The 11661-nt window shown below is 72.2% G+C and carries 10 protein-coding genes; 5 read left to right on the top strand and 5 right to left on the bottom strand.

Going from position 1 to position 11661, the window contains the following annotated elements:
• Window positions 1-29: 29 nt before the first annotated feature.
• Window positions 30-275, bottom strand: a complete 246-nt coding sequence (locus ACSLTV_RS05035; RefSeq protein ID WP_435611691.1) for a hypothetical protein — start codon at window positions 273-275, stop codon at window positions 30-32.
• Between the two features lie 176 nt (window positions 276-451).
• Window positions 452-1813 carry a type I glutamate--ammonia ligase gene (gene glnA / locus ACSLTV_RS05030; RefSeq protein WP_432135693.1) on the bottom strand — a complete coding sequence of 454 codons (1362 nt, stop codon included), beginning with the start codon at window positions 1811-1813 and terminating at the stop codon, window positions 452-454.
• Window positions 1814-2208: 395 nt separating this feature from the next.
• Here glnA and ACSLTV_RS05025 point away from each other — a divergent pair, with 395 nt between their 5' ends.
• Window positions 2209-3396, top strand: coding sequence for a globin domain-containing protein (locus tag ACSLTV_RS05025; protein WP_432135694.1), 1188 nt, complete (start codon window positions 2209-2211; stop codon window positions 3394-3396).
• Between the two features lie 3 nt (window positions 3397-3399).
• Here the strand turns inward: ACSLTV_RS05025 and ACSLTV_RS05020 are convergent, their stop codons facing one another.
• Complete coding sequence (locus ACSLTV_RS05020) at window positions 3400-3837, bottom strand: RrF2 family transcriptional regulator (RefSeq protein ID WP_432135695.1); 438 nt, start codon at window positions 3835-3837, stop codon at window positions 3400-3402.
• A 259-nt stretch (window positions 3838-4096) separates the two neighbouring features.
• On the opposite strand from ACSLTV_RS05020, the gene ACSLTV_RS05015 reads away from it, so the two are divergent.
• The 4 genes from ACSLTV_RS05015 (at window position 4097) to ACSLTV_RS05000 (ending at window position 9710) form a co-directional block, all read left to right on the top strand.
• Window positions 4097-4819: a DUF3105 domain-containing protein gene (locus ACSLTV_RS05015; RefSeq protein WP_435611690.1), complete on the top strand. Its 723-nt coding sequence runs from the start codon at window positions 4097-4099 to the stop codon at window positions 4817-4819.
• A complete protein-coding gene (locus ACSLTV_RS05010; protein ID WP_435611689.1) occupies window positions 4816-5484 on the top strand; it encodes a DUF305 domain-containing protein in 669 nt (222 codons plus the stop codon). Before ACSLTV_RS05015 ends, ACSLTV_RS05010 begins: the two co-directional genes overlap by 4 nt.
• Before the next feature lie 119 nt (window positions 5485-5603).
• The gene (locus ACSLTV_RS05005) at window positions 5604-7544 is read left to right on the top strand and encodes a S53 family peptidase (RefSeq protein ID WP_435611688.1); all 1941 of its coding nucleotides are present in this window, start codon (window positions 5604-5606) and stop codon (window positions 7542-7544) included.
• A 126-nt stretch (window positions 7545-7670) separates the two neighbouring features.
• A complete protein-coding gene (locus ACSLTV_RS05000; protein ID WP_432135699.1) occupies window positions 7671-9710 on the top strand; it encodes an NAD(+) synthase in 2040 nt (679 codons plus the stop codon).
• 32 nt (window positions 9711-9742) lie between these two features.
• Here the strand turns inward: ACSLTV_RS05000 and ACSLTV_RS04995 are convergent, their stop codons facing one another.
• Entirely contained in the window at window positions 9743-10801 is a 1059-nt protein-coding gene (locus ACSLTV_RS04995) for an endonuclease/exonuclease/phosphatase family protein (protein WP_432135700.1), read from the bottom strand.
• Window positions 10802-10980: 179 nt separating this feature from the next.
• Entirely contained in the window at window positions 10981-11610 is a 630-nt protein-coding gene (locus ACSLTV_RS04990) for a TetR/AcrR family transcriptional regulator (protein WP_432135701.1), read from the bottom strand.
• Window positions 11611-11661 lie beyond the last annotated feature (51 nt).

Below are 11661 nucleotides of genomic sequence, written 5' to 3'. Positions count from 1 at the left end.
GCCCGGTAGGTGTTGCGTGGTGGAGTGGGTCAGCGGTTCTGTCCTGGCGGGGCGTGGCCCGCGGGGTTCTGGTTCTCGCTGTTCTGGGTGAGCCCGTTGCCCGTGCAGGTCGGCTGCTGACCGCCCGGCTCGTGGCCGCCTCCGTTGGTGCACGAGGTGTCCACCGGCTGGATCTTCGCGTCCGCGACGCTCGCGCCGCCCAGGCTCAGTGCGCACACGGCGGCAGCGGCGCCGACGGCCGCCCCGATCCGCTTCGCCCTCAGTCTGCTGGTCATGCGCTCAGCCTCCGATTCCGCTCTCGGCTGTGCGGCAGAACGTCTCGCCGGACTGTCGCGTCTCCTGGCCACGCTTGTCATGGTGTGGAGGAACGTCAAGACGAATCGGGCAGTTATTACGAAATAGTGTGCGTATGAAGGCGCCTCGGACACGGGCGCCTTCACCGGCGGCGCTCCTAGAGAACCGGCAGGCTCTTCCGCAGCTCGAACGCGGTGACCTCGCTGCGGTACTCCTCCCACTCCTGGCGCTTGTTGCGCAGGAAGAAGTCGAAGACGTGCTCGCCGAGGGTCTCGGCGACGAGGTCGCTGCGTTCCATGAGGGTCAGGGCCTCGCCGAGGTTCTGGGGCAGCGGCTCGATGCCCAACGCGCGGCGTTCGGCGTCGGAGAGGGCCCAGACGTCGTCCTCGGCGCCCGGGGGAAGCTCGTAGCCCTCCTCGATGCCCTTGAGGCCGGCGGCCAGGAGGACGGCGTAGGTGAGGTAGGGGTTGGCGCCGGAGTCGATGGAGCGGACCTCGACACGGGCCGAGCCGGTCTTGCCGGGCTTGTACATCGGGACGCGGACCAGCGCGGAGCGGTTGTTGTGGCCCCAGCAGATGTACGAGGGGGCCTCACCGCCGGCGCCGGCGGTGCGCTCGGTGCCGCCCCAGATGCGCTTGTAGCTGTTCACCCACTGGTTGGTGACCGCCGAGATCTCCGCGGCGTGCTTGAGCAGGCCCGCGATGAAGGAGCGGCCGACCTTGGAGAGCTGGTACTCGGCGCCGGACTCGTAGAACGCGTTGCGGTCGCCCTCGAAGAGGGACAGGTGGGTGTGCATGCCGCTGCCGGGGTGCTCGGAGAACGGCTTCGGCATGAAGGTCGCCTGGACGCCCTGCTCCAGCGCCACCTGCTTCATGACCAGGCGGAACGTCATGACGTTGTCGGCCGTGGAGAGGGCGTCGGCGTAGCGCAGGTCGATCTCCTGCTGGCCGGGGGCGCCCTCGTGGTGGGAGAACTCGACCGAGATGCCCATCGACTCCAGCATGGTGATCGCCTGGCGGCGGAAGTCCATGCCGATGTTCTGCGGGGTGTGGTCGAAGTAGCCGGAGTTGTCGGCCGGGGTGGGGCGCGAGCCGTCCAGCGGGCGGTCCTTCAGCAGGAAGAACTCGATCTCGGGGTGGGTGTAGAAGGTGAAGCCGAGGTCGGAGGTGCGGGCCAGGGCGCGCTTGAGGACGTAGCGCGGGTCGGCGAAGGACGGGGAGCCGTCCGGCATGAGGATGTCGCAGAACATGCGGGCGGTGCCGGGGGCCTCGGCGCGCCAGGGCAGGATCTGGAAGGTGGACGGGTCCGGCTTGGCGATCATGTCGGACTCGTAGACCCGGGCGAAGCCCTCGATCGCGGAGCCGTCGAATCCGATGCCCTCGTCGAAGGCCTGCTCCAGCTCGGCCGGGGCCACGGCGACGGACTTGAGGAAGCCCAGCACGTCCGTGAACCACAGGCGTACGAACCGGATGTCGCGCTCCTCCAACGTCCGGAGCACGAACTCCTGCTGCTTGTCCATCTTCCGCTTCCCCATCCTTGCTGGTCAGGCCGCCTGTCTCCGGTGCCGGTCGAGAGGCGGTCGGGCACCTGAGCATCCCACCACAACAGCGTTTCGTCCGCGTTGCCGACCTTGATCGGCCGGCCGGCCCCGGGATGAACGCCCGCGGCCGGCAGGTGTACCGCTCTGCCGCCCATCTTGCCTGCTCGGACCGACATCCGTAATGCCCGGCCCCGCTCGTTCGCACCCCGGCCCCGGTCCGCCGGGGCGCCGCCCGGGTCCGTCCGGTCCCGGCCACTGGTCCGTTCGGCCCCAGGACCGCGGCCGACCGGCCCCAAAACCGCCCAAGGTTAATTGGCATCCCGAATGCAAGTTTTAATGGATGCCGACAGACGGTCGATTCCCAAGGAGCCCTGATGCTGTCCGAGCAGTCCGCTGCCACCGTGCGTGCCACCCTCCCCGTCGTCGGCGCGGCCATAGGCGAGATCACCGAGCGCTTCTACCCGCGCATGTTCGCCGCCCACCCCGAGCTGCTCCGGGACCTGTTCAACCGGGGCAACCAGGCCGCCGGCACCCAGAAGCAGGCCCTCGCGGGCTCCATCGCCGCCTTCGCCACGTACCTGGTGGACCACCCGGACGAGCGCCCGGACGCGATGCTCGGCCGCATCGCGCACAAGCACGCCTCACTGGGCGTCACCGCCGAGCAGTACCCGATCGTCCACGAGCACCTCTTCGCCGCCATCGTCGAGGTCCTCGGCGAGGCGGTCACCCCGGAGGTCGCCGCAGCCTGGGACGAGGTCTACTGGCTGATGGCGAACGCGCTGATCGCGCTGGAGAAGCGGCTGTACGAGGAGAACGGCGGCTTCGAGTGGCGCGAGTGGGAGGTAGTGGAGCGGGTCGCCGAGACCGACGACGTGGCCACCTTCCGAATGCGCCCGGTGGACGGCGGCCCGGTGCGCGACTTCCGCGCCGGCCAGTACGTCTCGGTGGGCGTCCGGCTGCCGGACGGTGCCCGGCAGATCCGCCAGTACACCCTGAGCGGCGCGCCCGGCTCGTCCGTGCGGCAGATCAGCGTCAAGCGGGTCGCGGGCGGGACGACGCCGGAGGGCGAGGTCTCCAACCACCTGCACGCGCGCATCCAGGTGGGCGACGTGGTGCAGCTCTCGGACCCGTACGGCGACCTGGTGCTCGACGGCACCGAGGACACGCCGCTGCTGCTGGCCTCGGCGGGCATCGGCGTGACGCCCATGGTGGCGATGCTGGCCCAGCTCGCCGACCGCGGCCACCGCGCCCCGGTCACCGTGGTGCACGGCGACCGCTCCCCCGCCGCCCACGCGCTGCGCGCCGAGCACCTGGCGTACGCGGCGAAGCTCCCGGAGGCGGACGTCCACCTCTGGTACGAGGAGGACGCGCCCCTCGACAACGGTTCCGGTCTGGTCGACCTGGCCGACGTCCCGGTCGCGCCCGGCACGCGCGCGTACCTGTGCGGACCGCTGCCCTTCATGCGGATGGTGCGCTCCCAGCTGATCGCCAAGGGAGTGGCCCCGGCGGACATCCACTACGAGGTGTTCGGGCCGGACCTGTGGCTGGGCCAGGAGGGCTGAGGCTCAGTCCGGCCGCCGGCCGATCCGCAGCAGCAGCGGGCCGGTGGAGCCGGCGGTGACGTCGGTGATCGTCAACGGGTCCAGCGAGGCGTAGAACGCCTCCTGGGCCCGTCGCAGTGCCCCGCGCAGCCGGCAGTCTGCGTTGAGCGGGCAGGGGGTGTCGCCCTCGCACTCGACGACCTCGGTGTCGCCCTCGAAGGCGCGCACCACGGCCCCCACCGAGACGGTGCGGCCGGCCGCGCTGATGGCGAGCCCGCCGCCGCGGCCCCGGCGGGCGTCGACCAGTCCCATGTGCCGCAGCTCGGCGACGACCTTGGCGGCGTGGGTGTAGGGAACGCCCATGTCGGCGGCGACCTCGCGGGTGGCAGGGGTGGCCGCGGCCTCGACGGCGAGCCGCATGAGGATCCGCAGGGCCAGGTCGGTGGAGCGCAACAGCCGCATGGGAAGCAGCGTAGATAATGCGCATCCCCGGTTCAAAAAATCGTTTCACCCACGGGCCGCCACGGCGGAGAGCGCTTCCCCTTAGGATCAGCGGACTCGAACGTCCCCGCAGTCCCCGCAGTCCCCGCCGTTCCCCCGCTGTCCCCCGCTGTCCCCGGCTGTCCCACCCTCCCCGACATCCCGGTCGCCCCACCGCCCCGACCGGCCCCCACCGCCTCGTCGCTTTCCCGAGCGTCCCCACCCCCAGAAGGACTGGCCCATGGGTCCCGCCGACAAGACCGGCAACGCGGCGCGCACGGCGCGCATAGCCGAGATGCGCCGTGCCGAGCAGGCTCGCGCGCGGCGGACCCGCATCCTGACCGTCGCGGTGAGCGCGGTGGTGGTCGCCGGACTCGCCGCCGGTGGTGTCTTCCTGGTGCGCTCGCAGTCCGACGACGGCGGCGGCGCCTCGGTCAAGGACACGGCCGAGGACACGGCCAAGAACACGCCCAAGGACACGGCGGACGCCAAGAGCTCGGGCGACTTCCCCGCGGACGCCGACGGCGTGCACACCTGGAAGGGCGAGCCGTCCCGCAACCACGTCACGAGGTCGGTGGACTACCCGGTCGAGCCCCCGGTGGGCGGCGACCACCACCCGGTCTGGCTGAACTGCGACGCCCAGGTCTACACCGAGCCCGTGCGCAACGAGAACGCGGTGCACGCGCTGGAGCACGGCGCGGTGTGGGTGACGTACACCGAAGAGGCGTCCGAGGCGTCCGAGGCGGACGTGGCGGCGCTGGCGGCGAAGGTGAAGAGGACGCCGTACACGTTCATGAGCCCGGACGACCGGCAGAAGGACCCGATCATGCTGACGGCGTGGGGGGTGCAGCGCTCGGTGACCGGTGCGGGCGATCCGCACGTCGACGCGTTCCTGCAGAAGTACGTCCAGGGTGCGCAGACCCCCGAACCGGGCGCCTCGTGCACGGGCGGGGCGATGAAGTGAGGAAGCACGTCGCGTGGATCGCGGGGGCCGCGGCAGCCGCCCTGGTCGCGGCCGGCGCCATCACCTACGCGGTCGCCGAGGACGGCGGGCCGGCCGCCTCGGTGCCGACCGCCGACTCGGCGGACGCCGGGTTCGCCCGGGACATGGCGGTCCACCACCAGCAGGCCGTCGAGATGGCGTACATCGTGCGCGACCGCACCGACGACCCCGAGGTGCGGCGCCTGGCCTACGACATCGCGCAGACCCAGGCCAACCAGCGCGGCATGATGCTCGGCTGGCTCGACCTGTGGGAGCTGCCGAAGACGTCGCCGGCCGCGCCGATGGCGTGGATGGGGATGCGCGAACTGCCCGCCGAGGACGGCGCGCTGATGCCGGGCATGGCCACCGGCGCCGAGATGGCGAAGCTCGGCGAACTCGACGGCAGGCAGGCGGAGATCCTGTTCCTGCAGTTGATGACGGACCATCACGAGGGCGGCGTCCACATGGCCGAGGGCTGTGCCGCCAAGTGCGAGGTGGGCGTGGAGAAGCGGCTGGCGCGGGGCATGGTCGCCGCGCAGCGGTCGGAGATCAGGCTCATGGCGGACATGCTCGCGAAGCGGGGGGGCGAAGCCGCGTCCTTAGCGCCCGCCCGGCACCTGGGCCGTGGGCTCGCTTTTGCCAAATGACCCCGGCATTAGGTTACTTGGGCTCTCTTTGATCTTCGCATTCCCCTGGCATGAACGGTTCATCGAAAGAGTGGCGGGGCGAGTCGACCGCTCGCGACGGACCACTTCCAGGGGGCTCCATGAGATCCGAACGTGCCGTGCTGCGCGCCGGTGTGAGCATGGCGGCGACACTGCCGATGCTCGCCGGTGCGCTCGCGCTCGGCATACCCGCGGCGCACGCCGCGGACCACCCGGCCCGGCAGACGCTCGCCGGGACCCGGCCGGCGTGGGCCACGGCCGCCGCCGACCGCGGTGCCACCGCCGACGGCGCCGCGTTCTCCGCCCGCGTCTACCTCGCCGGCCGGGACGCCGCCGGCCTCGCCGCCTACGCCCGGGCCGTGTCCGACCCGCACTCCCCGTCGTACGGCAGGTATCTGAGCGCGGCGCAGGCGCAGAACCGCTTCGGCGCGACCGACGGCCAGGTGGCGGCCGTGAAGTCCTGGCTGACCTCGGCCGGCCTGCGGGTCACCGGCGTCAGCCGGCACTACGTCTCCGTCACCGGTGATGTCGCCGCCGCCGAGCGGGCGTTCGGCACCCAGCTGCACGAGTACCGCAAGGACGGGCGGACCTACCGCGCGCCCGAGCGGACCGCGACGGTGCCCGCCGGCCTGGCCGGGGCCGTGCTCACCGTCACCGGCCTGGACAACGCCCCGCACCGGGCCCGGGCCAAGGACCAGCTGCCCCCGCCGGACCAGGTGTTCCGCAACGCCGGGCCGTTCTCCTCGTACTACGGCTCGAAGACCGCGACCACCCTGCCCGACGCCTACGGCACCAAGGTCCCCTACGCCGTCCGGGGCTACACCGGCAGGCAGCTGCGCGCCGCCTACGGCGCGGGCCGGCGCACCGGGCGCGGGGTGCGGGTCGCCATCACGGACGCCTACGCCTCCCCGACGATCGCCTTCGACGCGGGCAGCTACGCGAGGAAGCACGGCGACGCCAGGTGGCGCACCGGACAGCTCACCCAGGTGCTGCCCGGCGAGTACACCAGGACCGAGGAGTGCTCGGCGGCCGGCTGGTACGGCGAGGAGACCCTCGACGTGGAGGCCGTGCACGCCGTCGCCCCGGCCGCGGACGTCGTGTACGTCGGGGCCGCGTCCTGCTACGACGACGATCTGCTCGACTCGCTGAGCAAGATCGTGGACAACCACCTGGCCGACGTCGTCTCCAACTCCTGGGGCGACATCGAGGCCAACCAGACGCCGGACCTGGCGGCCGCCTACGACCAGGTGTTCCAGTTCGGCGCGGTGGAGGGCATCGGCTTCTACTTCTCCTCCGGGGACAACGGCGACGAGGTCGCGAGCACCGGCACCAAGCAGGTCGACACCCCGGCGAACTCGGCGTGGGTGACGGCGGTCGGCGGCACCTCACTGGCGGTCGGCAAGCACGACAGGTACCTGTGGGAGACCGGCTGGGGCACCGAGAAGGCGACCCTGTCGGCCGACGGCACGAGCTGGACGGCGTTCCCCGGCGCGTTCACCTCGGGCGCGGGCGGCGGCACCAGCCGGACGGTCCCGCAGCCGTACTACCAGAAGGGCGTCGTCCCGCAGGCGCTGGCCACCGCCCACCACGCCGCGGGCAACCGGGTCGTGCCGGACATCGCGGCCATCGCCGACCCGAACACCGGCTTCCGGGTGGGCCAGACGCAGACCTTCCCGGACGGGTCCCAGCGCTACAGCGAGTACCGCATCGGCGGCACCTCGCTCGCCGCGCCGGTGATCGCGGCCGTGCAGGCGCTGGCCACCGAGGCCCGCGGCGGCAAGCCCATCGGCTTCGCCAACCCGGCGATCTACGCCAAGGCCGGCACCCGCGTCTACCACGACGTGACGGACGACCCGACCGGCTCCGGCCTGGCGGTCGCCCGCGTCGACTACGCCAACGGCTTCGACGCGGCCGACGGCCTGGTCACCTCCGTGCGCAGCCTCGGCAAGGACAGCTCGCTGTCCGCGGTGAAGGGCTACGACGCCGTGACCGGGGTGGGCTCGCCCGCCAGGGGCTACGTGGAGTCGTACCGGCGCCGCTGAGTGACCGCCGGCGACGGCACCTCAGGGGGCGCGGGGTGGCCCACACCCCGCGCCCCTTCGCCGTGCGGGAGTGTTCCGCACCCCCGCACCACCCCATCGCGTCGCTCTGACGATTACACTGGCCGGGTGCCTCCCTTGAACTTCTGGTCGATCTATCAGCACGGCTTCGCGCGCGTCGCCGCCTGCACGGGCCACACCGTCATCGCCGACCCGCCCGCCAACGCCGAAGCGGTCCTGCGGCAGGCGCGCCGGTGCGCCGAGGAGGGGGTCGCGGTCGCCGTCTTCCCCGAGATGGTGCTGTGCGGCTACTCGATCGAGGACCTGCTGCTCCAGGACGCGCTCCTCGACGAGGTCGAGGCGGCCCTGGCGAGCGTGGTGGCCGGGTCGGCCGACCTGCTGCCGGTGCTGGTGGTGGGTGCTCCGCTGCGCCACCGCAACCGGGTCTACAACTGCGCGGTCGTCGTGCACCGGGGACGGGTCCTCGGTGTCGTGCCCAAGTCGTACCCGCCGAACTACCGGGAGTTCTACGAACGCCGGCAGATCGCCGGGGGCGACGACGAGCGCGGCGGCACCGTCCGGGTCGGCGGCCGGGACGTGCCCTTCGGCACGGACCTCCTCTTCGAGGCGGCGGACGTGCCCGGGCTGGTGCTGCACGCCGAGGTGTGCGAGGACATGTGGGTGCCGGTGCCGCCGAGCGCGGAGGCCGCGCTCGCCGGGGCCACCGTGCTGGTCAACCTGTCCGGCAGCCCGATCACGGTGGGGCGCGCCGAGGACCGCAGGCTGCTGTGCCGTTCGGCGTCCTCGCGCTGCCTCGCGGCGTACGTCTACGCGGCGGCCGGCCTCGGCGAGTCGACCACCGACCTGTCCTGGGACGGGCAGACCATGATCTACGAGAACGGGGCGCTGCTCGCCGAGTCCGAGCGGTTCCCGCTCGCCGACCAGTACGCCGTCGCCGACGTCGACCTGGACCTGCTGCGGCAGGAGCGGCAGCGCATGGGCACGTTCGACGACAACCGCCGCACCCACCAGGCGCGCACCGGCCACTTCCGGACGGTCGGCTTCGAGCTGGACCCGCCGTTCACCGACCTGGGGCTGCGCCGCCGGGTGGAGCGCTTCCCGTTCGTGCCGGCCGATGCCGACCGGCTCGCCCTGGACTGCTACGAGGCGTACAACATCCAGGTCGAGGGGCTCCAGCAGCGGCTGGCGGCGATCGGCGGCCCGAAGGTGGTCATCGGGGTGTCCGGCGGCCTGGACTCCACGCACGCGCTGATCGTCGCGGCCCGCGCGATGGACCGGGCGGGCCGGCCGCGCAGCGACATCCTGGCCTTCACCCTGCCCGGCTTCGCCACCAGCGACCACACCAAGGGCAACGCCCACCGGCTGATGGAGTCGCTCGGCGTCACCGCGGCCGAGCTGGACATCACGCCGACCGCCCGGCTGATGCTCCAGGAGATGGGGCACCCCTTCGCCTCCGGCGAGCCGCAGTACGACGTCACCTTCGAGAACGTGCAGGCCGGGCTGCGCACCGACTACCTGTTCCGGCTGGCCAACCAGCGCGGCGGCATCGTGCTCGGCACCGGTGACCTGTCGGAGCTGGCGCTCGGCTGGTCCACGTACGGCGTGGGCGACCAGATGAGCCACTACAACGTCAACTCGGGCGTGCCGAAGACGCTGATCCAGCATCTGATCCGATGGGTCATCAGTACCGGCCAGTTCGGCGAGGAGGCCGGCCGGACGCTGGCCGCGATCCTCGACACCGAGATCAGCCCGGAGCTGGTGCCCGGCGAGGAGATGCAGTCCACCGAGTCCAAGATCGGGCCGTACGCGCTGCACGACTTCACGCTCTTCCATGTGCTGCGCTACGGCTTCCGGCCGTCGAAGATCGCCTTCCTGGCCTGGCACGCCTGGCACGACGCGAAGGACGGCGCCTGGCCGCCGAACTTCCCGGAGGCCGAGCGCGTCGCCTACGAGCTGCCGGAGATCCGGCGCTGGCTGGAGGTGTTCTGCCGGCGGTTCTTCGCCTTCGCGCAGTTCAAGCGCTCGGCGATGCCGAACGGGCCGAAGGTCTCGGCGGGCGGTTCGCTCTCGCCGCGCGGCGACTGGCGGGCGCCGAGCGACGGTTCGGCACGGGCCTGGCTGCGGGATCTGGAGCGCTTCGACCAGTAGGCCAGGGCCCGCGGGGCGGCGCGGACAGCGGCTCAGTCGGTGCCGAGGGTCACCCGCGCCGCCACCGGGAGGTGGTCGCTGCCCGTCTCCGGGAGGGTCCAGGAGGTGACCGGCTCCACCCCGCTGACCATGATCTGGTCGATCCGGGCCATCGGGAACGACGCCGGCCAGGTGAAGCCGAACCCGTGGCCGACCGCGCCCTGGGTGGAGCGCATCTGCGAGGTCACGGCGTTCAGCGCGCGGTCGTTCATGGTGCCGTTGAGGTCGCCGAGCAGGATCTTGCGCGACAGCGCGTCGGCGGCGATGGCCTCGCCGAGCGCGTCGGCGCTCTTGTCGCGCTGCCGGGCGGTGAACCCGGCCTCCGCCTTGACCCGTACCGACGGCAGGTGGGCGACGAACACGGCGACCGGCCCCTGCGGGGTGGTCACCGTGGCCCGCATCGCCCGCTTCCAGCCCAGCTTGATGTCGACGGCCCGCACCTCGCTCAGGGGGTACTTGCTCCAGAGCCCGACGGTGCCGACCACCTCGTGGTACCGGTAGGTCGTCGCCAGCGCCTTCTGGTACGTCGGCACGGCGGACGCCTTCAGTTCCTCCAGGGCGAGCACGTCGGCGCCGGCGGCGGCCACGTCGCGGGCGGTGCCGGACGGGTCGGGGTTGTCGGCGTTGACGTTGTGCGTGGCGACCGTGAGGTCGCCGTCGGCGCCGGTCTTGTCGGTGAGCAGCCCGCCGAAGGAGTTCAGCCAGACCGCCGCCGGGAGGGCCGTCGCGATCAGCGCGGTCGCGGACCGGCGCAGCAGCGCGCACAGCAGGAACACCGGGACGAGCAGGCCCAGCCAGGGCAGGAACGTCTCGGTGAGACTGCCCAGGTTGCCGTAGCGGTTGGGGATCCGCGCGTGCAGCAGGAGCACCAGGGACAGGGCCGCCGCGAGGGCGGCCACGACCAGGCCGCGGCGCCAGATCCGCGGGTCGCCGCGCCAGCCCGAGGTGAGCCGGCCGATCAGACGGACCGTCAGGCGCCGAAGCCGGTCGCTCCGGCGCTCGGGACCCGAGCCGCCGTTGTCCGTCTCCGTCATGTACGCCTGCTGCGCCATCCGTCGCCTCACCGCCTGCCGTGCACACCGTCCGTCCCCCGGTTACGACCCTAGGGGATGGGCGGTTCCGTTCCTGCCGTCGGGGACGGCCGTACGGGCAGGAGGACGAGCGGGGCGTCGTCAGGAGTTCCGCGCGGGGCCGCCTCGGGCGCGGCTGTGACCGAACGGGCACATTTCAACTAGTTCTGTGTTGAACTGACGGGGCGTAGGCCCTCCAGCAGCGTGTCCACGATCCGGGCCGACAGGCCCTCGGACAGGTCGCCGTCGGGACGCATCATGGTGCGCAGCAGCATGGGCCCGACCACGATGTCGTTCACCAGGTCGAGGTCCAGGTCGGCGCGGAGTTCCCCGTTCCGCTGCGCCCGGCGCAGGACGTCGAGGGCGAGGCGACGGCGGGGCTCGACGACGCCGTGGTGGTAGGCGTCCCAGACCTTGGGACTGCTCTTCATCTGGGCGTACACGGTGTGCAGGAACGCCGATCCCCGCTTGGCCAGGCCGCGCCGCCGGAGCGTCTCCAGCAGCGCGATCAGGTCGTCGCGCAGACCGGTGCCGGGCAGCTCGGGATCGGGGGGCTCGGCCGCGCGCACGACGTCGACGAAGAGCTCCTCCTTGCCGCTCCAGCGGCGGTAGATGGCGGCCTTGCCGACGCCGGCGGTGCGGGCGATCCGCTCGATGGAGATGTCGCCCAGCGGGACGCCGTCCTCCAGCAGCTTCATCGTCCCTTCGAGGATGGCCCGCTCCACCGCCTCGCTGCGCGGCCGTCCCCGGCCGGGGCTGCCCGCCTCGCCCTGTGTGCCGGCAAGACTCACCTGCGTCGTCCCTTCGTCGTCTCGGGCCAATTCTCCCAGGTCACCACCGGG

It is taken from the genome of Streptomyces sp. bgisy159, from assembly GCF_965341775.1.
Taxonomy (GTDB): Bacteria; Actinomycetota; Actinomycetes; order Streptomycetales; family Streptomycetaceae; genus Streptomyces.
Note: the sequence above shows the minus strand (reverse complement) of the source record. Positions and strands in the feature narration are given on the sequence as shown.

What these genes read in the sequence shown, in the direction of transcription:
- ACSLTV_RS05005 (WP_435611688.1), top strand. Translation starts at nt 5,604, where the DNA reads ATGAGATCCGAACGTGCCGTGCTGCGCGCCGGTGTGAGCATGGCGGCG.
- glnA (WP_432135693.1), bottom strand. Translation starts at nt 1,813, where the DNA reads ATGGACAAGCAGCAGGAGTTCGTGCTCCGGACGTTGGAGGAGCGCGAC.
- ACSLTV_RS05035 (WP_435611691.1), bottom strand. Translation starts at nt 275, where the DNA reads ATGACCAGCAGACTGAGGGCGAAGCGGATCGGGGCGGCCGTCGGCGCC.
- ACSLTV_RS05020 (WP_432135695.1), bottom strand. Translation starts at nt 3,837, where the DNA reads ATGCGGCTGTTGCGCTCCACCGACCTGGCCCTGCGGATCCTCATGCGG.
- ACSLTV_RS04995 (WP_432135700.1), bottom strand. Translation starts at nt 10,801, where the DNA reads ATGGCGCAGCAGGCGTACATGACGGAGACGGACAACGGCGGCTCGGGT.
- ACSLTV_RS05015 (WP_435611690.1), top strand. Translation starts at nt 4,097, where the DNA reads ATGGGTCCCGCCGACAAGACCGGCAACGCGGCGCGCACGGCGCGCATA.
- ACSLTV_RS05025 (WP_432135694.1), top strand. Translation starts at nt 2,209, where the DNA reads ATGCTGTCCGAGCAGTCCGCTGCCACCGTGCGTGCCACCCTCCCCGTC.